Consider the following 25,965-nt stretch of genomic DNA (forward strand, 5'->3'; position numbering starts at 1 on the left):
GATCGTTCCCGTGCCCGCGTCAGAAGGAGCGTGTGCGACGTCGGGGGTCCTGTGAAGCCGAGGGGGGAAGGGCGGCACATCCCGAACGTCGAAACTCCCTAGCGCGTGAGAGTAGAGCAAATGTCCTAAAAAGGGAATCTAAACGGTACTAAACCACTTCAGGGGTGTGCGCGTCGGTATGGACAGACCGTCTGGTCGGTCTTTCCGGGAGCGGCCGACCAGATGGTCTGACGCATCCGCGACAATGGAGGGGTGAGCCTCTACCGAGACGAGGGTGTGGTCCTGCGCAACCAGAAGTTGGGCGAGGCCGACCGCATCGTCACCCTCCTGACCCGCCGCACCGGACTGGTGCGCGCCGTCGGCAAGGGCGTGCGCCGTACCAAGTCCCGCTTCGGCGCCCGCCTGGAACCGTGCACCCACGTCGACCTCCAACTGCACACCGGGCGATCCCTCGACGTCATCACCCAGGCCGAGACCATTCGGTCCTACGGCACGGCGGTGACCCACGACTACTCCCGGTACACCGCCGCGACCGCGATGTTGGAGACGGCCGAGAAGGTCGTCGCGGTGGAGAAGGATCCGGCGCTGCGCCAGTTCCTCCTGCTCATCGGTGCCCTACGTACCCTGGGTGAGGGAGGCCACGACTCCAGGCTGGTCCTGGACGCCTACCTCCTGCGGTCGCTGGCCGTGGCCGGCTACGCCCCGGCCCTGACCGAGTGCGCGCGCTGCGGAACCCGGGGGGAACACCGTGCCTTCGCGGTGCACGCCGGCGGTATGGTCTGCTCGGTGTGCCGCCCGCACGGCTCCGTGTACCCCGCCCCCGAGACGGTTCGACTCATGTTCGACCTGCTCGGAGGCGATTGGGGCAGCGCGGACGCCAGCGACGGCAGGCACCGCTCCGAGTGCAGTGGGATGGTCGCGGCCTACCTACAGTGGCACCTGGAGAACGGAATTCGATCCCTGCGCCATGTGGAGCGTTCTTGAGCCTGTTCAGCTTCGACAAAGGAGGGCGGGACCAGCGGGAGTACACCGCACCCGTCCCGCACCCCAGTGGGGCGCGGCCCCCCCGGATCCCCGCCGACCTGGTACCCCGCCACATCGCCGTGGTCATGGACGGCAACGGCCGCTGGGCCAAGGAACGCGGTCTGCCGCGCACCGAGGGCCACAAGGCGGGGGAGGCCTCCCTCTTCGACGTGGTCGAGGGCGCCCTGGAGATGGGTGTGTCCAACCTGTCCGCCTACGCCTTCTCCACCGAGAACTGGAAGCGTTCCCCCGACGAGGTGCGGTTCCTGATGGGCTTCAATCGCGACGTCATCCGTCGGCGCCGTGACGAGCTGCACGCCCGTGGCGTGCGCGTCAAGTGGTCCGGACGCGCGGGGATGCTCTGGAAGAGCGTCATCTCCGAGCTCAAGGACGCCGAGGAGATGACCAAGGACAACACGGCGCTGACCCTCCAGTTCTGCGTGAACTACGGCGGCCAGGCCGAGATCGTCGACGCCGCCCGCGCTCTGGCCCGTCAGGTCGCCGAGGGCCGCATGTCCCCGGAGAAGATCACCGAGGACACGATCTCCCAGCAGCTGTACGCCCCCGAGGTCCCCCCGGTGGACCTGTTCGTGCGCTCCTCCGGGGAACAGCGGCTGTCCAACTTCCTGCTGTGGCAGAGCGCCTACGCCGAGTTCGTCTTCCTGGAGACACTCTGGCCCGACTTCGACCGCCGCGACCTGTGGCGTGCCTGTGAGATCTACGCGAGCCGGGACCGCCGGTACGGAGGTGCCGTGCCCAACCCGGTCGAGGGGGAGAAGAAGTGAAGGATCGCGAGGACGCACTGATCCGACCCGGGATGTCCCTGGTCTCGATGGGGGACAGCTTCACCGAGGGCGTGGGAGACCCCTACGCGGACGGCTCCGGGGTGTTCCGCGGTTGGGCCGACCGGCTGGCCGAACACCTGGCCGACCACGTCGGAGAGATCCGCTACGCCAACCTGGCGGTACGCGGCAAGCTCATCCGGCAGATCGTCACCGACCAGCTGCCGCCCACCCTGGAGATGGCCCCGGACCTGGTGACCCTGTGCGCCGGCGGCAACGACCTGCTGCGCCCGGCCGGTGACCCCGAGCGCCTGGCCCGCGTCCTGGAGCACACCGTGTCCCGCCTGCGCGAGGGCGGTAGCGACGTGGTCCTCTTCACCGGCGTGAACATCGCGACCGGGTACATGCGCGGCACCATCGGCCTGTTCGCGCGCTACTACATGAACGTGCGCGCGATCGCCGACGAGTACGGCTGTCACGTGGTCGACCAGTGGTCCATGGACGTGCTCACCGACTCCCGCGCCTGGGACGAGGACCGACTGCACATGTCCCCCGAGGGACACCGCCGGTTGGCGCTGCGCGTGGCCGACGTCCTCGGCGTTCCCACCTCCGAGCGCTGGGACGAGCCCTGGCCCGAGATCGATCCGGTGCGCTGGGCCCAGGCGCGCCGTGAGGACCTGCACTGGGTGAAGGAGTCCCTGGGCCCGTGGATCGGCCGCCGCCTTACCGGGCGTTCCTCCGGTGACACGGTGACCGCCAAACGTCCTGAACTGACGCCCCTGACCAAGGATCGTTGACCCGGTCGGCGGGCGGGGACCATGGGCGGTCGCCCCGAGCGACCCAGGGCGCACCGCCCGTGGTGTGAGGTCCACCCCAAAACGTGACGAACCATCAACCTACTGTCGCGTAACCCGGGTCTCGGGTTGCATCATCGAACACCATGAGTGGTGTGCGGACCGGTTCCTCCGGTGAATGGAAGAGCAAGGACATCCTGTCCTACGTCGCCCTCGGTGACAGCTTCACCGAGGGTATGAGCGATCATTACCCGGACAGCGACAGCGTGCCCAACGGCCGCTATCGGGGTTGGGCCGATCGTGTGGCCGAGCATCTCGCCGAACACGTCGGTGAGATCCGCTACGCCAACCTCGCGATCCGAGGTCGCCTCATTCGCCAGATCCGCGACGAGCAGGTGCCGCGCGCGGTCGAGATGAAGCCCGACCTCGTCACCCTGTGCGCGGGCGGGAACGACATCCTGCGCCCCGGCAGCGATCCGGACCAGGTCGTGGCGATCTTCGAGTCGATGGTGGCCGAACTGCGCGCCACCGGCGCCCGGGTGGTCATCTTCACCGGCTTCGACACCAACTGGCAGCCGGTCATGCGCCACCTGCGCGGCAAGATCGCCACCTACAACATGCACATGCGCGCGGTCGCCGACAAGTACGGCTGCGAGGTCGTCGACGTGTGGAGCATGCGCGCCCTCGACGACAACCGTGCCTGGAGCTGGGATCGCCTGCATCTGTCCTCTGAAGGTCACCGGCGCCTGGCCCTGCGCGTGTGCGAGGTGCTGGACGTGCCGGTCGAGGGCGACTGGAACGAACCCTGGCCCCCGCCGGAGCCCCGTGACTGGCGTACCGCCCGCCACGAGGACCTGCACTGGGCGCGAGAGTTCCTGGTCCCGTGGATCCACCGCCGGCTGACCGGTCGCTCCTCCGGCGACGGTGTGAGCGCCAAGCGCCCCACCCTGCAACGCTGCGAGCCCACGCACCATCGCACCGACTGACCCGGTGCCCGGAGCCGTCCGAGCATGAGTGAGGCCCCCACCGATCGGTGGGGGCCTCACTCATGAGGGCGAGCGAAACGGTTCAGCCCTTGGAGCACTCGGCGCAGGTACCGAAGACCTCGACGGTGTGGGTCACCCCGGTGAAACCGTGTTGGGCGCCGATCTCGGCGGCCCAGCGTTCCACCGCGGGCCCCTCGATCTCCACCGCGGTGGAGCACACCCGGCAGACCAGGTGATGGTGGTGGTTCTCGGTGTCGCACGCGCGGTAGACGGCCTCGCCCTCGTCGGTGCGGAGCACGTCCACGTCGCCCGAGTCGCTCAGCGCCTGGAGGGCGCGGTAGACGGTGGTCAGGCCGATCTTGGAGCCGTCGGCCCGCAGGTCCGCGTAAAGGTCCTGCGCACTACGGAAACCGGAGGAGGCCGTCAGTGCCTGATGCACGGCCTCACGTCGTGTACTCATGGTGTCACCTTCCCCCGATCGGTCTGGAGCATCGTATCCGTGGGGCCTGTCGATGTCGGCGCCACCCCACGGCCCTTGGTGGCCCGGCGCAGAACCCCACCGGCGACCACGGCCACGCAGTACACCGCGAGGGCCAGGAGGACGATGGTGGCTCCGGGAGCCAGGTCCGAATAGAACGCGGTGGTCAGTCCGCCCACCGAGGACAGCAGGCCGATGAGCACGGCCAGGCCCATGGTCACACGGAAACTGCGGCTGAGCTGCTGCGCCGCGGCGACGGGGACGATCATCAGGGCGCTCACCATCAGCACGCCCACCACCCGCATCGCGATCACCACGGTCAACGCCGCGGTCACCGCCAACAGGATGCTGAGGAAGCGCACCGGCAGCCCGTGGGCCCGGGCCACCTCCTCGTCCTGGCACAGCACGAACAGCTCCCGGCCGAAGATCGCCAGGACCGCCAGTACGCCCACGGCCAGTACGCCCACGACCCAGATGTCCTCCTCGGCGACGGTGCTCACCGAACCGAACAGGAAGGAGGTCAGGGTGGCGTTGCTCGCCCCCGGCGTCAGCCCGATGAGCAGCACGCCACCGGCGATGCCGCCGTAGAACAGCAGCGCCAGCGCCACGTCGCCGCTGGTGCGGGTACGGACCCGGACCAACTCCATGAGGACGGCGCCCAGGGTCGCCACCACCGCGGCGGTCACCACGGGGGAGGTGCTGGTCATCAGGCCCAGCGCCACACCGGTCAGCGCGACGTGGCCGATGCCGTCGCCCAGCAGGGCCAGACGCCGCTGGACGAGGAAGGTGCCGATCACCGGGGTGACCAGACCCACCAGCACGGCGGCGATCAGTGCCCGCCGCATGAACTCGTAGTGCAGCAGTTCAGTCACGGTGGGGCACCTCTAGTCGGACGATCTCCGCGTTCACGTCGGTGGGCGCCACGCGGGGGTCGGGGTCGTTGGGATCGGGGTGGGGGTGCTGGTGTTCGTGCCCGGGCCGCGCGCACTCACCGGTGGCCTCGGGCGGGGCGCCGTCGTGCACCGACCGGCCGTGCTCCAGGACCACGGCGCGTTCGATGACGTTCTCCAGCGGCCCCAACTCGTGCAGGACCAGGACCACGGTGCTGCCTTGTTCGCGCAGGCGTGCGATGGCGCGGGCCAGTGCCCGCTGGTTCTCGGCGTCCACCCCGGCCATGGGTTCGTCCATGACGAAGGTGTCGGGGCGTCCGGCCAGCGCGCGGGCGATGAGCACCCGCTGCTGCTGGCCGCCGGAGAGCTCGCGTACGGCGTCGCCGGCCCGGTCTCTCAGGTCGACGGCGGCCAGGGCGTCGTCGACGGCGGCTCGGTCGGCCTTGGTGGACAGCGACAATCTGCGGCGTCGGGCGACCTGACCCGAGGCGACGATCTCGCGGACGGTGGCGGGCACGGCGCCCCCTGCGGTGAGCCGCTGGGGCACGTAGCCGATGCGCTTCCAGTCGCGGAAGCGGCGCAGCGGCGTGCCGTGGATCCGGATCTCACCTGAGGTGAGCGGGACGATGCCGAGCATCGCGCGCATCAGGGTCGACTTGCCCGAACCGTTGGGTCCCAGGACGGCCATGGTCTGACCTGAAGGGATCCGAAGGTCGACGCCGTTGAGGACGGGAGCGCCGTCGTAGGCGGCGTGCGCGTCGATGGCCTGGAAGGCGGGCGGGGTCTCGGGGGCGTTCGCCCTCGCCCCGGTGAACTGGTCAGACACTCACACATTATGGCGAAAACGAAAATGGTTGTCAAAACTTGATGTTCGGTTCGCCGCAGGTCAATAGCCCAGGACACGGGCCACCGCCAACACCGACACCACCAGGATCATCAGTATCCGGGGCGCCCGCCGGCGTCGGTCCAGGGTCGGCCAGGTCAGGTACGCCAACCATGAGAAGAACACCACCACCAGGGCCAGACAGAGCGCCCCCGGCACACCCGGCGCCATCAGGCCCGCGATGAACAGGGCGCCCAGCGCCACCGGTGCCGACCAGCGAGGGCGTTGGTGCAACCACACCAGTGGGACCGCGCTGCGCCGCTCCACCTCGCGGCGCAGTCGGCCCGCGCCCGGAGTGAACAGGGAGTCCCCCTCGGGAAGTGGGCGCTCGTCTTCGTGCTCGGGAGAGGTCATCGTCGCCCGTTTCCCCTTCATCGGTGTTCATCGGGATGTCCCGTCCCGCTTGCCTGGTAGATTCACATGCGTGTCCGCCGCAGGTGGCGGGCATGCGCGGGTAGGCGATCCGTGCCAGTCTGCCGAGACCTCTGGGTCACACCATGTCAGTGAAGCCCATGTCAGTGAAGCAGGAACCGGCCGCCGCCGCGAGGCGTGCGACACCACTCGAAGGTCGAGGATCGTCGAGTGGAAATCCCGTCCAGGGAGGAAGCCGAGTTCGTGGGTCAGACCCTGTCGCAGGGCACCGCGGCGTGGGAGCGGGCACCGTCGCCCGTCCCTCGCAGCCCCTCTCCCCCCGGTTTTCGCTGTCCGGGGCTCGGTGCACGAAGGGTCAAGTACCTTCTACATTCAGTTAGTGACCGTCTGATCAGCGCGGACCGTCCGCACTACGGTGCCCGCACGTCGCACCGCGACGAACCCTCCGGAGGGTGTCAACTTCCGTGCCCGAACCCACAGTCATCGTGACGTTCGACGTCACCGAGCCTCATCTGCAGAACTGCCTCGACTCACTGGCCCGTCAACGCGACGAGGTCCAGACCGGGGACGCGTCGCCCGACGACGCCAGGACCGACACCGAGATCGTCCTCGTGCCGGTCCGTAACGGCGGTGGCGACACCGTCGACGAGTCCACCGATCCGGAGGTCCCCGAGGGGCGGGCCACCGAATCGGATACCAACGGTGACAACGAGGACAACGAGGAGCCCGAGACCGGCTCCGAGGGGCCCGGTCCCGAGGAGGACGAGCAGGGCGACGAGGCCGTCGCCTCCGCGCGCGAGGACGGCTTGGCGACGGCCCGCGCCTTCGCGCAGGCACCGCCCGCCGGCCTGCGCGTTCGGCTTTTGGACGGGGAACCGGCGCCGCACCACCCCGAGGCCCGCGCACGCGGCGCGGCCGAGGCCGGCGGCAGCCACCTGCTCTTCCTCACCGGCTCCGACGCCCTGACCAGCTACGCGGTCGCCCACCTGTTCCACAGCGCCACCGACACGCGCTCGGACCTGGTCATCGGCAACGTGTACCGGTTCAACGAGTTGGGCGCCTCGCCCTCCAAGGCGCACAAGAGACTCTGCGGCCGTCTCCGCCTGGCCGAGGACCCCCGCAACATCGGTGGCCTCGCCTCCGACGCCACCCTGGGCAACCGGCTCTGGCGCAAGGAGTTCTGGCTCTCGCGCACCGCGCCCGAGATCGACCCGCAGGACGACGACCTCGCCGTCCGGCGACTCTCACTGAGCGCCGACGCCGTCGACGTCCTGCCCGCCCCGGTGCTGCTCAAGCGCGAACGCACCGACACCCGGCTGCCGCTGGAACAGGCCGTCCTGAAGCGGCGGCTGACCGCGATGCGCCGGATCGCCGAGGATCTGGGCGCGGCCGACCGCGAACTGTGGGACCGTACCCTCCTCCAGGGCGAGATCCACAACCTCCTCTTGCGCCTGGACGACGCGGACGCGCAGGTGCGCGAGATCGCCATGGACCTGGTCAACGCCTACCTGGACCACGTGTCCCCGTCCCTGCTGCGCGGCCTGTCGGTCCTGAACCGACTCCTGTACCACCTGGTGCGCAAGCGCCGTTCCCAGGACGTGCTGGAGGTCGCCACCTTCGCCAAGAGCGTCGAGATCAAGAAGGCGCCCGCCGTCCGTCAGGGGTTGGGCTACTACATCCGCTACCCCTTCTTCGAGACCGACGATCAGACCAAGTCCGTGCCCCGGGAGATCTACCGGCTCGAGGACGAGATCAAGGTCCGGCAGAAGACCGAGGCCGTCCACTGGGAGGACGGGCGCCTGCACATCAAGGGGCGCGTCGGCATCCGCCACCTGCGCGCCCACAAGCGCTGGCACCAGCACATCGTCGCCTTCGCGGTCAACACCGCCACCAAGCGACGCATCCGCGTACCCGTCCAGGTCCGCCTGGCCGCCGAGTACCGTCTGCCCGACCTGCCCGACGCGGCCCGTCACGACTACGGGGGCTTCACCGCGATCGTGGACCCGCGTCGACTGCGCTCGTCGCGCACCTGGGAGCCCGGCGACTGGAAGCTCGAACTGGTGGTGTTCAACCGCGGCCTGACCCGACGCAAGTTCATCTCCAACCCCGTCTCCGGTCAGCCCGAGCGCCCTGGCTACCACAGCGTCGGCGGCGACATGTGGATCCGCCCGCACTGGAGCCGGGAACGCCACCTGCTCATCAGCGTCGAACCCGCCCGTGCCCGCGTCACCGAACACCACTTCGAGAAGCGCGACGCCGAACTCCACATCGAGGGCGAACTGCTGGCCCCGCCCGCGGCGGAGGCCACCGGGATGCGCCTGATCCGCCGTCCCGGCACCGCTCGCCTGACCTACCCGGTCCGGATCGAGGGCGGTCGGTTCAGGGCACGCGTGCGCGCCGACGAGCTCTTCGCCCGGAGCCTGAGCGAGTGCGGCGGTGTGATCCGCCAGGAGGAGTGGGACGCCGAACTCGTGACGGAGGCGGGGGCCCGGGTGCCCCTGATCCTGCCGGACGAGGTGCCCGGACGTCCCTACAACTCCGACGGTGCCCAGCAGGAACTCGTGGTGCTGCGCAGCGCCACCGGCCACCTGAAGCTGCGCGCCGGTCGTGCCCATCCCGTGGTGGACAGCGCGGAGTGGCAGGAGCGCACCCTCGTGTTGGGCGGTGACTTCCCCGCCGGGGTGGACCTGCGCATCGTCGCCAAGGCCCGGGGCCGCGACGAGGAGCACGAACTCGAAATCGAACGCGACGGGGGCCGCTTCACCACCCGCTTCGATCCCTCCCGCATCCGCACCCTGTCCGGCGAGATCTCCCTGCCGGCCGGCTCCTACCAGCTGTGGGGGCGTATCGGGGAGGAGGGCGCCGACGAGGGCTCGGAGGCCACCGTCGACGTGGGCGTGGAGTTCGCCGACGCCATCATCGGTGAGCTGCCGTCGCAGACCGAGAGCCCCGAGCGCACCTACACGCTCACCTACCAGAACCGTGGCATCCCGGTGATCCAGGTCGGTAGCGACCTGCGCCCGGTGGAGCGGGGCACCTTCGCCCAGCGTCGCCTGCGCGAGGTCTTCTACCCGGCCCAGCGCGAACTGCCGGTGACCGATGGCGTCCTGTTCGACACCTACACCGGTCGTCAGTACTCCGACAGCCCGCAGAGCATCTACGCGGAGCTGCGCGAGCGCGAGGGCTGGGCCGACTACCCGATGTCGTGGCTGGTCGCCGACGGGCAGGTGCGCCTGCCCGACGACCTCACCCCGGTCCGTCACAAGGGCGAGGAGTTCTACCGGGAGCTGGCTCGCAGCCGCTACCTGGTGACCAACTCCCGCCAGCCCGCCTGGTTCCATCGCCACCCCGACCAGTTGGTCGTGCAGACCTGGCACGGGTCGATGCTCAAGCGCATCGGCTTCGACGTGGAGAACATCCGTGGCAAGTCGCGCGACTACTTCGACAAGCTGGCCTGGGAGACACAGCAGTGGGACTACCTGGTCTCGCCCAGCCCCTGGGCGACACCGATCCTGCGCAGCGCCTTCCGCTTCGACGGCGAGATCCTGGAGACCGGCTACCCGCGCAACGACATCTTCTTCTCCGCGGACAAGGAGCGCGTCGCCGAACGCACCCGGCGCGTCCTGGGCCTGCCCGAGGGCAAGAAGGTCGTGCTGTACGCGCCGACCTGGCGTGACGACAAGTACTACACCCGGGGCAAGCACAAGCTCGACCTGCACCTGGACCTGCGCCGGATGTACGAGAAGCTCGGCGACGACCACGTGCTGCTGGTGCGCCGCCACCCCCGTGTGGTCGACAGCGTGCCGATCGTCGGTGAGGACTTCGTCTACGACGTGTCCCTGTACCCGGAGATCATGGAACTGTTCCTGATCACCGACGTGCTCGTCACCGACTACTCGTCGATGATGTTCGACTTCGCCAACACCGGGCGTCCCATGCTCTTCTTCACCTACGACCTGGAGGGCTACCGGGACAACCTGCGCGGCTTCTACTTCGACTTCGAGGAGACCGCGCCCGGCCCGTTGCTGACCGAGTCCGACGACGTCATCGAGGCCCTGCTCGACATCGACGAGGTCGCGGCGCGCAACAGCGCCAAGTACCGGTCGTTCGTCGAACGGTTCTGCCCGCTGGACGACGGTCGGGCCTCCGCCAGGGTCGTGGACCGGGTGTTCGGCGAGTAGGCGCGGAAAGACCCGATCACGGGCCGTTCCGGGACTCCCGGGACGGCCCGGCCCGTCTCCTGGGCCACAATGGGATCGTGATCGTCATCACCCGTTACTCCGTGCCCGAGGCCGACACCGAGGCCTTCCGAACCGACGCCGACGCCGCCGTGGCGGTACTCGCCGAACGCCCCGGATTCCGGTGGCACCGCATCGGCCGTGCCGCCGACGATCCCACCCTGTGGACCGTCGTGACCGAGTGGGACGGCGCCGGCTTCTACCGTCGCGCCCTGTCCTCCTACGAGGTCAAGGTCACCGCCGTGCCGCTGCTGTCCCGAGCCATCGACGAACCCAGCGCCTTCGAGATCCTCCACCCCGCGAAGACCCCTTGACCTGATACGCGGCGGGTCGGCCGGCCCCGGTCCTGGGAAAGGAGTGCGCGAGAGTCCCTTGGTTGCTCTAGCCTGGGGTGACGCGGTCGCCCGGTGCGCCACATCCGTGGCTCCGCGCGTGATCCGCGTTCCCAACACACGACGATGTATCGCGAACAGCGATCCACCGACCGCCAGCCGGATGGAGAGTCACCCATGGCCGCCAAGTCAGAGGCAATGGACGCACTGGTCAACCTCGCCAAGCGCCGAGGTCTGGTCTACCCCTCCAGTGAGATCTACGGAGGTCTGCGCGCCGCCTGGGACTACGGCCCCTTGGGCGTGGAGCTGAAGAACAACGTCAAGCGCCAGTGGTGGCGTTCGATGGTGCAGGAACGTGACGACATCGTCGGCCTGGACTCCAGTGTGATCCTGGCCCGCGAGGTCTGGGAGGCCTCCGGTCACGTCCGTGAGTTCGCCGACCCGCTCACCGAGTGCCAGGCCTGCCACAAGCGCCACCGCGCGGACCACCTGATCGAGGCCTACGCAGAGAAGCACGGTCACGAGCCCGCCGAGGGCCTGGCCGAGATCGCCTGCCCCAACTGTGGCGCCAAGGCCTCCTTCACCGAGCCGCGCATGTTCAACGGTCTGCTCCGCACGTTCCTGGGCCCGGTCCAGGACGACAAGGGCCTCGCCTACCTGCGCCCGGAGACGGCGCAGGGCATTTTCATCAACTACAAGAACGTCGAGCAGAGCGCCCGCCGCAAGGTCCCCTTCGGCATCGGCCAGATCGGCAAGTCGTTCCGCAACGAGATCACCCCGGGCAACTTCATCTTCCGGACCCGCGAGTTCGAGCAGATGGAGATGGAGTTCTTCTGCAAGCCCGGCAGCGACGAGGAGTGGCACGAGTACTGGATCCAGCAGCGCCACCAGTGGTACCTGGACCTGGGCATCGCCAAGGACAACCTGCGCCTGTACGAGCACCCGCAGGAGAAGCTGTCGCACTACTCCAAGCGGACCGTCGACCTGGAGTACCGCTTCAACTTCCAGGGCAGCGAGTGGGGTGAGCTGGAGGGCGTGGCCAACCGCACCGACTACGACCTCAAGACGCACTCCGAGGCCTCGGGCGTGGACCTGTCCTACTTCGACCAGGAGAGCAACGAGCGTTACTTCCCCTACGTCATCGAGCCCGCGGCCGGTGTCGACCGGGCGGTGCTGACGTTCATGTTGGACGCCTTCAACATGGACGAGGCCCCCAACGCCAAGGGCAAGCTGGAGAAGCGCGCCGTCATGCGTTTGGACCCGCGTCTGTCGCCGGTCAAGGCCGCGGTCCTGCCGCTGTCGCGCAACTCCGACCTCTCGCCCAAGGCCCGTGAGCTCGCCGCCGCGCTGCGCAAGCGCTGGAACGTGGAGTTCGACGACGCCGGTGCGATCGGTCGTCGCTACCGTCGCCAGGACGAGATCGGTACCCCGTTCTGCGTCACGGTGGACTTCGACACCCTTGAGGACAACGCGGTGACCGTGCGCGACCGCGACACCATGTCGCAGGAGCGCGTGTCGTTGGACAACGTCGAGATGTACCTGGTGGAGCGCCTGCCCGGCTGCTGATCGGTACATCGGGGTTCGGGCCCCGTGCTTCGCGTTCGCGGAGCACGGGGCCCTTCTCGTCCGAGGGGACGGGGACGTTCGTCCTTACCCGTCCCACCCGAAATGCCCTGGTGCGATAGGAGCCGATCTGTACCTGTCGGCCCGACGGTTGTAACGTGACGCGGACACACGACCGGTGCGGACCGGCGTCGGAACGGGGGGCACATGGGACGGGTCACCACACGCCAGAGGATTCTGCGGATCAGGGACGGCGTGGTGAGCGAGCGGGCGGACACCCTGGTGGCCGAGGAACCGCTGGAGGTACGGATCGACGGTTCCCCGCTCACGGTCACCATGCGCACCCCCGGCAACGACTTCGACCTGGCCGCGGGGTTCCTGGTGGGGGAGGGCGTGGTCCACCACACCGAGGACGTGCGGGTCATCCGCTACTGCGCGGGCGCCACCGAGGACGGTTCCAACACCTTCAACGTGCTCGACGTGTCCCTGGCCCCGCACGTCCCGGCGCCGGACACCTCACTGGAGCGCAACTTCTACACCACCTCCTCCTGCGGGCTGTGCGGCAAGGCGAGCCTGGACGCGGTGCGTACCCAGGCCAGGTGGTCGGTGACCGAGAACGAGGCGGGGGTCGGGCTGTCGACGCTGACGCGACTGCCCGATCGGCTGCGCGAGGCCCAACGGGTGTTCGACCGTACGGGTGGCCTGCACGCGGCCGGGCTGTTCACCACCGAGGGCGAGCTGTTGGTGGTGCGTGAGGACGTGGGCAGGCACAACGCCGTCGACAAGGTGGTGGGCTGGGCCCTGCGAGAGGGACGTCTGCCGCTGCGCGAGAGCGTGCTGATGGTGTCCGGGCGCGCCTCGTTCGAGCTGGTCCAGAAGGCCTGGATGGCGGGGATCCCGACGCTGGCGGCGGTCTCAGCGCCGTCCTCCCTCGCGGTCGACCTGGCCACCGAGGCGGGGATGACGCTGGTGGGGTTCCTGCGCGGGGAGTCGATGAACGTCTACGCGGGCCGGGAGAGGGTGCTGATCGAGGCGGCCTCCCCCGTGGCCTGACGCTCCCCGGGAACGCGGAGACGGCCGGACCGGGGGGAGCGGTTTCCGGCCACCGGGTGGATCAACCCGACGTGTACACGACGAAGGACACCGCGATGTAGTGGCATACGAACGCCGCGATGGTCAGCGAGTGGAAGATCTCGTGGAAGCCGAACCAGCGGGGCGCGGGGTCGGGTCGCTTGAGCCCGTAGACCACGGCGCCGACGCTGTAGAGCACGCCGCCGACCAGGATGAGGATCCAGGTGGCCGGGTGCGTGCCGTTGACCAGGTCGGGGATGAACAGCACCGCCACCCAGCCGATGGCCAGGTACAGGGCGGTGGAGAGCCAGCGTGGGGCGTTGAGCCACAGGAGCTTGAACGTCACCCCGGCGATCGCCCCGCCCCAGACCAGGGCGAGCATGGCCACGCGCAGGGTGCCGTCCAGGACCAGCGTGATGAACGGCGTGTAGGTGCCGGCGATGATCAGGTAGATGTTCGAGTGGTCCATCCGGCGCAGCACGCGTTGGGCGGGCGGTGACCAGCGGCCCACGTGGTACACGGCCGAGGTGCTGAAGAGCAGGACCGAGCTGAGCGCGTAGATCGCGGCGGCGAGCATCGCGGGCAGGGTGGGGGAGAGCGCCACCAGGACCACACCGGCGGCGAGCGCGAGCGGGGCGGTGCCCAGGTGCAGCCAGCCGCGCAGTCTGGGTTTGACGGCCTCCAGCAGGTCACCGGCGGCCGTCGCGGCCCGTTCGGGTACGGAGGCGTTCGCCTCGGTCTCCACCCGCCCTTGCCTCTTGATCACGTCGCGCACCCTTCTGCCGGTCCGGTCCCGCCCCTTGACGGGTCCGGGTAAAGCCTAACTTACGGGAGCGTAGGTTACTTAAAGGTAGGGCTGTGTCGCCCCGCACAATATGGGCTTGGAGTGTCGGCCGGGGTGGGGGAGTGGTCCCGGGGTCGCCGGGGTCGGTGGTGGGCCTGGTGCGTTCGGATCCTCCTTGGTCGAACGGCCTTGACCGGTGGGTTCGTTCCATGGATGTGCGCCGATCCCAAGGAAGTCGAGGTGGGGGCGCTGATGAATAACTGGACCATTGGTATAGACCTTTTTAACGCCTTTGAACTGCGAATATGCCATGAAGTGGTGGTATCTGGAGGGTTGCTTTTGTCGGATGTGGATAGGGTCGCGCCCAGATCCAGAGGCCGGCCCCGAACGCCGGGTCGCCGCGAGAACGAGGGAGCACCCCCGTGACCAAGCATGTCTACAAGTTCACCGAGGGCAACAAGGATCTGAAGGATCTTCTCGGTGGCAAGGGCGCCAACCTCGCCGAGATGACCAACATCGGTCTCCCCGTTCCCCCCGGCTTCACCATCACCACCGAGGCGTGCCGCCACTACCTCGACAGCGGCACCATGCCCGCCGGACTGGACGAGGAGATCGAGGCCCACCTCGTCGAGCTGGAGAAGACGATGGGCCGTGAACTCGGCAGGCCCGACGACCCGCTCCTGGTGAGCGTACGTTCGGGCGCGCGCTTCTCCATGCCCGGCATGATGGAGACCGTCCTCAACATCGGCCTCAACGACGAGTCCGTCGTCGGACTGGCCATCCAGGGCGGCGACGAGCGCTTCGCCTGGGACTCCTACCGTCGCCTGATCCAGATGTTCGGCAAGACCGTCCTGGACATCGATGGCGAGCTCTTCGAGGCCGCCATCGACGAACTCAAGGCCGAGAAGGGCGTCACCGACGACCTCGATCTGGACGCCGCCGACTTCCGCCGACTCGTCGAACGGTTCAAGGAGGTCGTCGCAGACCAGACCGGGAAGCCCTTCCCGACCGACCCGCGCGAGCAGATGGCCCTGGCCGTCAAAGCCGTCTTCGAGTCCTGGAACGCGCCCCGCGCCGTCCTCTACCGTCGCCGGGAACGCATCCCCGCCGACCTCGGAACCGCCGTCAACGTCTGCTCCATGGTCTTCGGCAACCTCGGCATGGACTCGGGCACCGGAGTGGCCTTCACCCGCGATCCCGCCACCGGGCGACCCGGCGTCTACGGCGACTACCTGCGCAACGCCCAGGGCGAGGACGTGGTGGCGGGCATCCGCAACACCGTGCCCCTCTCCGACCTGCAGAACATCGACGCCCACGGCTACGAAGAGCTCATGGGCATCATGGACAAGCTTGAGAACCACTACCGCGACCTGTGCGACATCGAGTTCACCATCGAGCGCGGCAAGCTCTGGATGCTCCAGACCCGGGTGGGCAAGCGCACCGCCGCCGCGGCCTTCCGCATCGCCGACCAGCTCCTCGACCAGGGCATGATCACCCTCGAAGAGGCCGTCCAGAGGGTCACCGGCGACCAGCTCGCCCAGCTGATGTTCCCCCGCTTCGACGAGGAGGTCGCCGTGGGTGACGACTTCCACCTCCTGGGTCGCGGCATGAACGCCTCTCCCGGCGCGGCCGTCGGCAAGGCCGTCTTCGACTCCTACACCGCCGTCAAGTGGTCGCGCAGCGGCGAGAAGGTCATCCTGTGCCGCCGTGAGACCAACCCCGACGACCTCGAAGGCATGATCGCCGCCGAGGGCATCCTCACCAGCAGGGGCGGCAAGACCTCGCACGCCGCCGTCGTGGCCCGCGGCATGGGCAAGACCTGCGTCTGCGGCGCCGAGGAGATCGACATCGACACCAAGAACCGGCGCATGACCGCGCCCGGCGGAGGGGTGATCGAGGAGGGCGACGTCATCTCCATCGACGGCACCAGCGGCCGGGTCTACCTCGGCGAGGTACCCGTCGTGGACTCCCCGGTGGTCCGCTACTTCGAGGGCGAGATCGACCCCGCCTCCGACCAGGCCGACGACCTCGTGCGTTCGGTCGACCGGATGATGCACTACGTCGACGCCGCCCGCCGCATGTACGTGCGCGCCAACGCCGACACCCCCGAGGACGCCGCCCGTGCCCGCCGCATGGGTGCACAGGGCATCGGACTGTGCCGCACCGAGCACATGTTCCTCGGCGACCGTCGTCAGTCGGTGGAGCGCCTCATCCTCGCCGACACCCCGGAGGAACAGCGAGAGTCCCTGGAAACCCTGCTGCCCCTGCAACGCCAGGACTTCAACGGCATCCTCGAAGCCATGGACGGCCTGCCCGTCACCGTGCGCCTGCTCGACCCGCCGCTGCACGAATTCCTGCCCGACATCACCGAGCTGTCGGTGCGCGTGGCCGTGGCGGAGGCCCGCGGCGAGAGCCACGAGAACGACCTGCGCGTCCTACAGGCCGTGCACAAGCTGCACGAGCAGAACCCGATGCTGGGCCTGCGCGGCGTGCGCCTGGGCCTGGTCGTGCCCGGCCTGTTCACCATGCAGGTGCGCGCCATCGCCCAGGCCGCCGTCGATCGGATCCGTGAGGGCGGGCGGCCCCGACCGGAGATCATGATCCCGCTGGTGGGCACCGTCCAGGAGCTGGAGATCATCCGCGACGACGCCCTACGGGTGCTGCGCGAGGTCGGCGAGGAGAACGGGATGGAACTCGACTTCCCCGTCGGCACCATGATCGAACTGCCGCGGGCGGCGCTCACCGCGGGTCAGATCGCGCAGAACGCGGCGTTCTTCTCCTTCGGCACCAACGACCTCACACAGACCGTGTGGGGGTTCTCCCGCGACGACGTCGAGGCGTCGTTCTTCTCCGCCTACCTGGAGAAGGGTGTGTTCGGGGTCTCGCCGTTCGAGTCCCTGGACGTGGACGGGGTGGGCCGGCTCATCCGCATAGCCGTCGAGGAGGGGCGAGCCGCCCGTCCGGGCATCAAGTTGGGCGTGTGCGGTGAGCACGGCGGCGACCCCGCCTCGGTGCACTTCTTCCACGAGGCCGGGCTCGACTACGTGTCCTGCTCGCCGTTCCGGGTCCCCGTGGCCCGCCTGGAGGCCGGTCGCGCCGCCGGGCGTGCCCACTGACCGTGCTCCGGATCACCGCCCGTGGTGACGCCTGTTCGGAGGCGTCCCCACGGGCCGTTTCGTGAATAGACTCGGCGTGCGGGGCCGCCTCGCGCGAACCGGTTTCGTGATCTCCTCGTGATATATTCTGGCGGCCGTGACGGTCTCCCCGCCGACGTCTCCGGCACCCCCACACCTTCCTCACCACGTTCACGTGGGGTTCGCGAACCAGCGCGGGGTGGGGGCCGTCCCAGTCGGGGACAGGTATCCCGGTGACGATTGTGTGGAGGTGAGCCGGTGCGAATGGTCGGCGACGATCGCGGTGACGAGGCGTGGAACGGTTCCACGTCCGGCTCGACCGACGACGAGGCCACTCGGGTCTTCTCCCGCGATGATCTCGCCTCCTCCGGTGAGGCCACCAGAGCCTTCACCCGTGCCCAGGACACCGAGCCCACCCAGGAGTTCGGGCGGGCCGAGCCGCCGTCCGACGGGCCCGCGGCGGGCGAACCGGACAAGTTCACCCGCAAGTTCGTGCGGGAACGGCCCGGATCCCGGCCCCGGCCCCGGACCCGTGAGGAGCGCCCGCCGGCCCCGCCTCCCGAGCCCTACGACGACGAACCCTACGACGATGGGCCCTACGACGACGGGCCCTTGGACGAGGACCCCGAGCCCCGGCCCCGGCCCCGGCGGCGCAAGCGTCGCCGCTTCCGGTTGGGCCGGATCATCACCCTGATCCTTCTCGTCGCCCTGGCGATCCCACCCGCGACCTGGGGTTGGGTCTGGTACACGGCGCGACAGGACGACCGCGAGGCCTCCGACGCGATCATCGTGCTCGGGGCCAGCCAGTACAACGGTGTGCCCTCGCCCGTCTTCGAGGCGAGACTGCGCCAGGCCCAGGTCCTCTACCTGGACGGGGTCGCCCCCGTCATCGTCACCGTCGGCGGCAAACAGCCCGACGACAACTTCACCGAGGCCGCAGCCGGACGGAACTGGCTGGTGGACGTCGGAGTGCCCGCCGACCACGTCGTCGCGGTCGAGGAGGGAAGCGACACCCTCCAGAGCTTCCAGGCGGTCTCGGAGGTGTACGAGGCCAACGAGTGGGAGACCGCCATCCTCGTCTCCGACCCCTGGCACAGCCTGCGCTCCAAGGTGATGGCCTCCGACTTCGGCATCGAGGCGGGAACCTCGCCCTCGCGTTCGGGACCCGCCGTCATCGAACGCCGCACCCAACTCTGGTACATCACCAGGGAGACCGCTTCCCTTTGGTACTACTGGATCTTCAATGACAGCAGCGAACTCCGCGTCAACGCCGCCTGACCTCGGCGAGTAGGGTCACGAACATGACGACCACCCCGGGAGAGGCCACCGATCGCGGCTACACCGCCGACGACACCGAACGCTTCGCCCTCGAATCCCGCAAGAGCCGAAGACGTGGTCCGTTCGAACGCGACCGGGCCCGTGTCCTGCACAGTTCCGCGCTGCGCCGGCTCTCGGCCAAGACCCAGGTGGTACAGCCCGGGGTCAGCGACTTTCCGCGTACCCGACTCACCCACTCCCTGGAGTGCGCCCAGATCGGCCGGGAGCTCGGACAGGCGTTGGGCTGTGACCCCGACCTGGTCGAGGCCGCCTGCCTGTCCCACGACCTCGGACATCCGCCCTTCGGGCACAACGGCGAACGCGCCCTCGACGAGGCCGCCGCGGTCTGCGGCGGGTTCGAGGGCAACGCCCAGAGCCTGCGCCTGCTCATGCGACTGGAGGGCAAGGTCGTTGACCCCGACGGCCGCAGCGCCGGACTGAACCTCACCCGCGCCACCCTCGACGCCACGGTCAAGTACCCCTGGCGAAGAGGGGAGGGCGGCGACACCCACAAGTTCAACTGCTACCCCGACGACGTCGAGGTGTTCACCTGGTTGCGCAAGGGCGCGCCGACCGGTCGGACCTGCTTCGAGGCCCAGGTCATGGACTGGGCGGACGACGTGGCCTACTCGGTGCACGACGTCGAGGACGCCATGCACGCCGGGATGGTGCGCATGACGGCCCTGCGCGACCCGGCCGAACGCGCCGAGGTGGTGCGCATCGCCGGTGCCCACTACTGCGACGCCGACGCCGCCGAACTGGAGGACGCCTACCTCTCCCTGCTCGCCGAGCCGATCTGGCCCCGCGAGTTCACCGGCGACCTCGCCTCCCTGGCCGGGCTCAAGAACCTCACCAGCGAACTCATCGGCCGGTTCTGCCACGCCGCCGAACTGGCCACCCGCGAGGCCTACGGTCCCGGCGCGCTCACCCGCTACGGTGCCGACCTCATCGTGCCCCGCCGCACCCTCCTGGAGTGCGCCCTGCTCAAGGCCATGGCCGCGCACTTCGTGATGGACCGCGCGGAGGCGCGCCGCTATCAGATCGAGGAACGCCGCGTCCTCACCGAGTTGGTCGACGTGCTCTGGCATGGTGCCCCCGGGGCCCTCGAACCCCTGTTCCGGGCCCCGTACGAGACCGCGCCCGACGACGCCGCCGCGCTGCGCGTGATCATCGACCAGGTCTCCACGCTCACCGACACCTCGGCCTCGGCCCTGCACAGGCGGCTCCTGGGCTGAGCCCGGAGCCGCCGGCCCGGTCACTGGTAGCCGCGGATCTCCCGGAAGACCTCTTCCAGTTCCATCTCCCGCGCGTCGAAGACCCGACCGCCGGTCTCCGACGACAATCGCTCCATCTGCGCCGCGTCGGCGTCGCCGAACAACACGGTGAACACCGGGGCCGCCGCCACGTGCGAGGGCGCCTCCGCCAACGAACCCAGCAGTTCGTCCAGGTCCCTGCCCTGGTTGACCTCACCGTCGGTCATCAACACCACCGACAGCAGGTGGGAGTCCTCACCGGCCTCCTCCAACAGGTCGTAGGCGCGTCCCACCGCGTCGTAGGCCGCCGTCTCACCGTCGGCCTCCAGCGCGGCGACCTCCTCGGCCAGCTCCGCGCGCACCCCTTCCGAACCGTCCGGTTCCAGGACGAAGGTGAGCGGCTCCCCCGGTTCGTCGGAGAACGGCAACAGCGTGACCTCCTCCCGTTCCTGGAAGGTCTGACCACGCGAGGACAACGGGCCCTCGTCCGTGCCGGTCAACGCGGTCAGCGACGTACGCAGGTCGTCGATCCGCTCTCCGTCCATCGACCCGGACACGTCCAGCACGTACACGGTGCGCGCCGGGCGGCGCAGTTCGGCGAAGTACGCCGCCACCAGGTCGTCGACCACGTCCTGGCGGGCGGGGAACGGCAGCTCCACCACCGGTGGGAGGTCCCGGCCGGCGGCCTCGGCGGTGACCGGACGACGGAACGTGGTCTCGGCGATCTCGGTCTGGACCTCCTCCGAGGTCAGGTCGGCCACGACCCGCTCGTAGGCGTCCACCAGCTCCTGCGAGGCACCGGACAACAGGGTCAGCGGGTAGTCGGCGGTGACCACCCCGTCCTGCGGGTACACCAGGGCCAGGTCGTCCCCGGCCAGGTCGGAGCCGCGCGAGAGCAGTACCGACTCGTAGTTGAGCACCCCGTCCAGGGTGGGACCCTGCGCCCCGGCGTCGCCGGCCTGCCGCAGCACGAACTCGTCCATCAACCACCCGGAGGAACCGGCGGTGAGCCCCTGACCGGAGAAGAACGCCTCCAGACGGTCCTCGACGCCGGCCACGTCCTCGCTCTCCAGGGCCGCGCCGGTGTCCGCCATCGCCGAGGCCGCCCCGACCAGCGCGGAGAACCCGGAGTTGGACGCGGCCGGGCTGGACATCCCGTAGGTCAACCCCTCCCGTTCGACCGCGAGGGCGATGTCCTCCCAGGTCAGGTCGGGGACGGTCCCGTCCGTCACGGTCCAACCGAACGCCTCGGCCCGTGACTCCAGCACCCCCATCACCACGGGGGAGAGCATCATCGAGGTCTCGGTATGGATCGTGGAACGCCCCCCGTCGACCAGGTGCAGGTAGCGGTTGGAGGGGAACCACACCGCGTCGAACCCGTCGGCCCGACCCGCCGCGATCCGCTCGGTTCCGTCCAGGGTCCCGGAGTACTCCAGCTCCAGGCTCACCCCGGTGCGTTGCGCCGACGCCTCCAGCAGCGGCTCCATGTCGGCCAGTTCGCTGCCGGCCAGCACCCGCAGTGTCGCGTCCTCGGCCTCAGGCGCGCACGCGCCCGCGGTCAGCAGGGTCACCGCGACGGCCGCCGCCCCCCATGCCCTCCTCACGACCGACCACCCCCGGAACGGCTCGAAGCCGCTTCCTCCTCCACCGCGGGGCCGGCCCCGGTGTCCTCGTAGGCCGTCTCGACGCCGTTCAACAGGGCCTCCAGGGCATCGTGCGCGGGGGAGTGCACCACGTCACCGACACGTGGCCGCACGGGCAGCCCGTGTTCCTCCACCAGGTCGCCGAAGTGTTCGGTGTCGTCGGTGCGGTAACCGTGTTCGGTGATCAGTTCCCGCAGTTCGGGGTCCTTGGTCAGCAACCGTCCGACCTCGTCGCCGTTCTCGCCGAACGGGACGATCGTGTGGGTGGAGAACACCGTCGGCTCCGGGTACATCAGCACGGTGTCCTCCGGTAACGCGGGGCCGCGCACCGCCGCGTGCACGTACTGTGATTCGTAGGCCCACAGCAGCGGGGTGTGCCCCGGGCCCAGGTCTCGGAACTGTTCGAAGGGCTGCTGGGAGGACTCCGGTGGTTGCCCCTGGGACAGGAACAACCGGGACAGTGTCTCGACGAGCTCCTCGTCCTGCGCGCCGGGCGAGACGACCTCCTCGCCGTTGAGCAGGTAGGACAGCACCACCACGTGCATCGCGGCCGAGTTCGAGGTGCGCGGATCGGTGGTGCGGGCCAGGACCTCGTTGCGGTTGCCCGCGCTCACCGAGTCGCCCGGGAGGTCCCGCCAGCGGGTGCGCTCCTCGGTCAGCTCCAGGTAGGCGGACATGTCGAACGACCAGGCACCGTCCTCGGCCTCGCGCGCCACACCGAACTCCCGCAACGCCTCCGCCATGGGCGCGTAGGTCAGCATCACCATGGGGGTGCTGAAGGGGCGGTGCTCGGTGTCCACCCCGTGCAGTTCGCGCACGTGCTCGGAGGCGATGGTGGACCCGGGGGAGACGAAGTCGGACCGATCGGCCTCCTCGGCCATCAGCCGCGAGCCTCGCGGGCGAACCCGGACGTCGTACCCGAGTTCGGCGAACCGCTCCCGGACCCGCTCGTCCTCGAACAGGTCCACCTTCTCCGAACCCACGACCCCCTCGACCACCACCGGGGAACCCCCGAAGCGGTCGACCACCACGAATCCGAGCGTGGCGACCAGGATCACGACCAGGGCCCCGCCCACGAGAACGATCCACCTTCGGACACGGTCGGACCTGGACTGCGGATCCGGCAAGGGGGCCTCCCGGGGGAAGAGAAGGGACATCCCCAGCATGTCCGCCGGATCCGGCGGGGGACCGAATCCCAGGTGACACCGCGGTTGCGCCCGGACGAACCCGGAAGGTGTGGCCGGACCGCCTCGGGAGCGAACTAGGCTGAAAACCGTGGCAGGACGGATCAAAGACGAAGACATCGCACTCGTACGCGAGCGCACCCCCATCGCCGACGTCATCGGCGAGTACCTCCAGCTGCGCAACGCCGGAGGCGGTTCCCTCAAGGGACTGTGCCCCTTCCACGACGAGAAGTCGCCCTCCTTCAACGTCACCCCGTCGAAGAACCTCTACTACTGCTTCGGCTGTAACGAGGGCGGGGACGTCATCTCGTTCGTGCAGAAGATCGACAGCCTCAGCTTCGTTGAGGCGGTCGAGACGCTCGCTCGCCAGACCGGCATCACGCTGCGCTACGAGGAGGGTGGGCGCAGCACACCCAGGCGGGACGAGGGCAAACGCCAACGGTTGCTCGACGCGCACAAGGCCGCCGCGGACTTCTACGCCGAACAACTCCTGACCCCGGCCGCGGTGACCGCGAGACAGTTCCTCGACGAGCGCGGGTTCAACCGGGCGCACGCCGAACAGTTCGGGCTGGGTTTCGCCCCGGCGGGCTGGCAGAACCTCGTGGACCACCTGCGTCGGAAGGGTTTCACCGACGCCGAGGTCATCGAGGGCGGCCTGGCGAGCCAGGGGCGGCGCGGCGCCTACGACCGCTTCCGCAACCGGCTGCTGTGGCCGGTCCGTGAGGTCACCGGCGAGGTGGTCGGCTTCGGCGCGCGCAAGCTGGACCCGAGCGAGGACGGCCCCAAGTACCTCAACTCGCCCGAGAGCCCCATCTTCCACAAGGGGCGCCTTCTGTACGGGTTGGACCTGGCCAAACGGGAGATCTCCCGCAAGGGCGAGGCGGTCATCGTCGAGGGCTACACCGACGTCATGGCCTGTCACGAAGCCGGGGTGACCACCGCGGTCGCCACCTGCGGAACCTCCTTCGGTGAGGACCACCTCAAGATCCTGCGCCGCATGCTGTTGGGCCGCTCCAACCAGGGCGGCCGGGTCGTGTTCACCTTCGACGGGGACAAGGCCGGACAGAAGGCGGCCGTGCGCGCGTTCGCCGAGGAACACGGGTTCACCTCGGAGACCTTCGTGGCCGTCCAACCCGACGGTCTCGACCCCTGTGACCTGCGACTCCAGCAAGGCCCTCAGGCCGTGGCCGACCTGGTCGACGGCGCCAGCCCGCTGTACGAGTTCATGATCCGCACCATCGTCGAGGGCTATGACCTGACCAACGCCGAGGGCCGCATCGCCGCCTTGGACGCGGCCGCGCCCGTGGTCGCCAGCATCCGGGACGAGGGTGTGCGCCTAACCTACGGCAAGAACCTGGACCGCTGGCTCGGGCTGATGGACGAGGCCTTCGTGCTGCGCCGGGTCCGCCAGCACATGGGCCGAGGCCGTGGACGCGCCGCCGTCCCGGCCCCCGTCACGCCCACCCCGGACGCCCGGGAGGCCCCCTACGACCTGAGCGACCCGTCGGTGCAGCGCGAACGCCAGGCGCTCAAACTCGCGATCCAGCAACCGCACCTGGCCGTGGGCTTCGACGCGCTGGGGGAGGAGGACTTCACCGTCCCCCAGCACCAGGCGGTGCTACGGATCATCCGGGAGCGGGGCGGTGTGGCCGCCGCGGGAGACCCCCAGCACTGGCCGATCGTTCTGCGCGAGGCGGCGCCCAACGATCTCCAACGCGATTTCGTCACGCGCCTCGGTGTAGAGGAGATCAAGTTCTATGGAGAACTCGACGAACATTCCTCCCGAGTAATGCTGAGCACAATCAAGACTCATTCCATCAATCGGCGCGAGGCAAACCTCAAATCCGAGTTGCACCGTATCGATCAGGCGGCTCAGCCGGAGGAGTTCAACCGGGTGTTCGCCGAACTCATGCGGCTCGGCCAGCAAAAACGCGCACTGCGAGAGTCGGGGATCGAGGGTATGTAGCACGGGGGTGACAATAATGGTTCTCCCTATTTCGCTAGTATTGTGGGCACAATGTACGGGTGGCTCCCACGGTTGTGTCCCAGGAAATACCCTCCATTCGTCAGGTCGTCCCACTTCTCCCCGACTCGGGTCGGGGAACGGTCAGTCGTGGGGAGGTCGCGGCCGCGCTGGAACGTCTGGACGCGCCACCCGACTCCCTTGACCGGACGATCTCCGACCTGTCCCGCGCCGGGGTGGACGTGGCCGAACCGGAGGAGGTGCCCATCGTCCTCGACCAGGGCCGCCGCTCCGGCTCGGACCTGGTCCGGATGTACCTGCGGGAGATCGGCCGGGTACCCCTGCTCACCGCGCGGGACGAGGTCGACCTGGCCAAGGCGATCGAGGCGGGGCTGTACGCCGGGCGCAGGGACCCCGAGGAGGACTTCTGCACGGCGGAGGAACTCGCCGAACTGATCGAGGAGGGTCGCCGGGCCAAACGGCGCCTCATCGAATCGAATCTGCGCCTGGTGGTGTCGATCGCCAAGCGCTACATGGGGCGCGGCCTGATGTTCCTGGACCTGATCCAGGAGGGCAACCTGGGGCTCATCCGCGCCGTGGAGAAGTTCGACTACGGCAAGGGCTTCAAGTTCTCCACCTACGCCACCTGGTGGATCCGCCAGGCCATCACCCGCGCCATCGCCGACCAGGCGCGCACCATCCGCATCCCCGTGCACATGGTGGAGACCATCAACAAGATCATCCGGGTCCAGCACCGGTTGCACCAGCAACTGGGCCGTGAACCCAGCCTCGCCGAGATCTCCGCCGCGGCGGGCTTCGGCGGGGAGCGCGTCCTGGAGATCCAGCGCATCGCCCGCGAACCGGTCTCCCTACAGGCCCCCATCGGCGAGGAGGAGTCCGACTTCGGCGACTTCATCGAGGACTCCGACGCCGTCATACCGGTGGAGGCGGCCGCCTTCAGCCTGCTCCAGGAGCGGTTGCGGGTGATCCTGGGCGACCTGTCCGAACGTGAACGCCGCATCATCCGACTGAGGTTCGGGCTGGTCGACGGTCGTCCACGCACCCTGGAGCAGGTTGGCCGGGAGTTCGGGGTGACCCGGGAACGCATCCGGCAGATCGAGGCCAAGACCCTCGCCAAACTCCGCCACCCCTCGCGGGCCGGCACCCTGAAGGACTTCCTGCGCGGCGGTTGATCGCCGTACAACGTCCGGGGGCCGCCCACGGTTCCCCAACGTCCCGGAACGGCCTCATGTGGCCGACATGGGACGAACCACC

At 69.0% G+C, this 25,965-nt stretch carries 20 protein-coding genes; 13 read left to right on the forward strand and 7 right to left on the reverse strand.

Annotation, left to right across the window (positions count from 1 at the left end; genetic code table 11):
• Nucleotides 1–252 precede the first annotated feature (252 nt).
• From recO to ACWGKS_RS01445, 4 genes are all read left to right on the forward strand, one after another.
• A complete protein-coding gene (recO, locus tag ACWGKS_RS01430; RefSeq protein WP_452521457.1) occupies nucleotides 253–984 on the forward strand; it encodes a DNA repair protein RecO in 732 nt (243 codons plus the stop codon).
• Nucleotides 981–1,808, forward strand: a complete 828-nt coding sequence (locus ACWGKS_RS01435; RefSeq protein WP_358514197.1) for an isoprenyl transferase — start codon at nucleotides 981–983, stop codon at nucleotides 1,806–1,808. The genes recO and ACWGKS_RS01435 overlap by 4 nt, the downstream gene beginning before the upstream one ends.
• A gap of 32 nt (nucleotides 1,809–1,840) precedes the next feature.
• A complete protein-coding gene (locus ACWGKS_RS01440; RefSeq protein WP_358514225.1) occupies nucleotides 1,841–2,602 on the forward strand; it encodes an SGNH/GDSL hydrolase family protein in 762 nt (253 codons plus the stop codon).
• 143 nt (nucleotides 2,603–2,745) lie between these two features.
• A complete protein-coding gene (locus ACWGKS_RS01445) occupies nucleotides 2,746–3,585 on the forward strand; it encodes an SGNH/GDSL hydrolase family protein (RefSeq protein ID WP_358514195.1) in 840 nt (279 codons plus the stop codon).
• An 82-nt stretch (nucleotides 3,586–3,667) separates the two neighbouring features.
• Here ACWGKS_RS01445 and ACWGKS_RS01450 read toward each other — a convergent pair whose 3' ends face one another.
• The 4 genes from ACWGKS_RS01450 to ACWGKS_RS01465 are packed head-to-tail and all read right to left on the reverse strand — an operon-like array spanning nucleotide 3,668 to nucleotide 6,190.
• A complete protein-coding gene (locus ACWGKS_RS01450) occupies nucleotides 3,668–4,045 on the reverse strand; it encodes a Fur family transcriptional regulator (RefSeq protein WP_358514193.1) in 378 nt (125 codons plus the stop codon).
• The gene (locus ACWGKS_RS01455; RefSeq protein WP_358514191.1) at nucleotides 4,042–4,935 is read right to left on the reverse strand and encodes a metal ABC transporter permease; all 894 of its coding nucleotides are present in this window, start codon (nucleotides 4,933–4,935) and stop codon (nucleotides 4,042–4,044) included. Before ACWGKS_RS01455 ends, ACWGKS_RS01450 begins: the two co-directional genes overlap by 4 nt.
• Nucleotides 4,928–5,779: a metal ABC transporter ATP-binding protein gene (locus ACWGKS_RS01460; RefSeq protein WP_358514189.1), complete on the reverse strand. Its 852-nt coding sequence runs from the start codon at nucleotides 5,777–5,779 to the stop codon at nucleotides 4,928–4,930. The genes ACWGKS_RS01455 and ACWGKS_RS01460 overlap by 8 nt, the downstream gene beginning before the upstream one ends.
• Before the next feature lie 60 nt (nucleotides 5,780–5,839).
• Nucleotides 5,840–6,190 (reverse strand): DUF6703 family protein, encoded by a 351-nt coding sequence (locus ACWGKS_RS01465; RefSeq protein WP_358514187.1) that lies wholly within the window; start codon nucleotides 6,188–6,190, stop codon nucleotides 5,840–5,842.
• A 482-nt stretch (nucleotides 6,191–6,672) separates the two neighbouring features.
• On the opposite strand from ACWGKS_RS01465, the gene ACWGKS_RS01470 reads away from it, so the two are divergent.
• The 4 genes from ACWGKS_RS01470 (at nucleotide 6,673) to fdhD (ending at nucleotide 13,394) form a co-directional block, all read left to right on the forward strand.
• Nucleotides 6,673–10,389, forward strand: coding sequence for a CDP-glycerol glycerophosphotransferase family protein (locus ACWGKS_RS01470; protein ID WP_358514185.1), 3,717 nt, complete (start codon nucleotides 6,673–6,675; stop codon nucleotides 10,387–10,389).
• A 77-nt stretch (nucleotides 10,390–10,466) separates the two neighbouring features.
• Nucleotides 10,467–10,760 (forward strand): antibiotic biosynthesis monooxygenase, encoded by a 294-nt coding sequence (locus tag ACWGKS_RS01475; protein WP_358514183.1) that lies wholly within the window; start codon nucleotides 10,467–10,469, stop codon nucleotides 10,758–10,760.
• A 195-nt stretch (nucleotides 10,761–10,955) separates the two neighbouring features.
• Entirely contained in the window at nucleotides 10,956–12,344 is a 1,389-nt protein-coding gene (locus ACWGKS_RS01480; protein WP_358514181.1) for a glycine--tRNA ligase, read from the forward strand.
• A 204-nt stretch (nucleotides 12,345–12,548) separates the two neighbouring features.
• Entirely contained in the window at nucleotides 12,549–13,394 is an 846-nt protein-coding gene (fdhD, locus tag ACWGKS_RS01485) for a formate dehydrogenase accessory sulfurtransferase FdhD (RefSeq protein WP_452521461.1), read from the forward strand.
• Nucleotides 13,395–13,455: 61 nt separating this feature from the next.
• On the opposite strand, the gene trhA is transcribed toward fdhD, so the two are convergent.
• Nucleotides 13,456–14,178: a PAQR family membrane homeostasis protein TrhA gene (gene trhA, locus ACWGKS_RS01490; RefSeq protein ID WP_358514177.1), complete on the reverse strand. Its 723-nt coding sequence runs from the start codon at nucleotides 14,176–14,178 to the stop codon at nucleotides 13,456–13,458.
• Between the two features lie 440 nt (nucleotides 14,179–14,618).
• Between trhA and ppdK the strand changes: the two genes are divergently transcribed.
• From ppdK to ACWGKS_RS01505, 3 genes are all read left to right on the forward strand, one after another.
• The gene (gene ppdK, locus ACWGKS_RS01495) at nucleotides 14,619–17,312 is read left to right on the forward strand and encodes a pyruvate, phosphate dikinase (RefSeq protein ID WP_452455897.1); all 2,694 of its coding nucleotides are present in this window, start codon (nucleotides 14,619–14,621) and stop codon (nucleotides 17,310–17,312) included.
• Nucleotides 17,313–17,588: 276 nt separating this feature from the next.
• Nucleotides 17,589–18,608 (forward strand): YdcF family protein, encoded by a 1,020-nt coding sequence (locus ACWGKS_RS01500; protein ID WP_452521464.1) that lies wholly within the window; start codon nucleotides 17,589–17,591, stop codon nucleotides 18,606–18,608.
• A 23-nt stretch (nucleotides 18,609–18,631) separates the two neighbouring features.
• Nucleotides 18,632–19,882: a deoxyguanosinetriphosphate triphosphohydrolase gene (locus ACWGKS_RS01505; RefSeq protein ID WP_358514844.1), complete on the forward strand. Its 1,251-nt coding sequence runs from the start codon at nucleotides 18,632–18,634 to the stop codon at nucleotides 19,880–19,882.
• Nucleotides 19,883–19,902: 20 nt separating this feature from the next.
• On the opposite strand, the gene ACWGKS_RS01510 is transcribed toward ACWGKS_RS01505, so the two are convergent.
• Entirely contained in the window at nucleotides 19,903–21,504 is a 1,602-nt protein-coding gene (locus ACWGKS_RS01510) for a VWA domain-containing protein (RefSeq protein ID WP_452455899.1), read from the reverse strand.
• A complete protein-coding gene (locus ACWGKS_RS01515) occupies nucleotides 21,501–22,670 on the reverse strand; it encodes a hypothetical protein (RefSeq protein ID WP_358514847.1) in 1,170 nt (389 codons plus the stop codon). Before ACWGKS_RS01515 ends, ACWGKS_RS01510 begins: the two co-directional genes overlap by 4 nt.
• Before the next feature lie 148 nt (nucleotides 22,671–22,818).
• On the opposite strand from ACWGKS_RS01515, the gene dnaG reads away from it, so the two are divergent.
• Nucleotides 22,819–24,693, forward strand: a complete 1,875-nt coding sequence (dnaG, locus tag ACWGKS_RS01520) for a DNA primase (protein ID WP_358514850.1) — start codon at nucleotides 22,819–22,821, stop codon at nucleotides 24,691–24,693.
• Between the two features lie 59 nt (nucleotides 24,694–24,752).
• Entirely contained in the window at nucleotides 24,753–25,883 is a 1,131-nt protein-coding gene (rpoD, locus tag ACWGKS_RS01525) for an RNA polymerase sigma factor RpoD (RefSeq protein WP_452455900.1), read from the forward strand.
• The last annotated feature ends 82 nt before the right edge of the window (nucleotides 25,884–25,965 follow it).

It is taken from the genome of Nocardiopsis sp. NPDC055879, assembly GCF_053615935.1.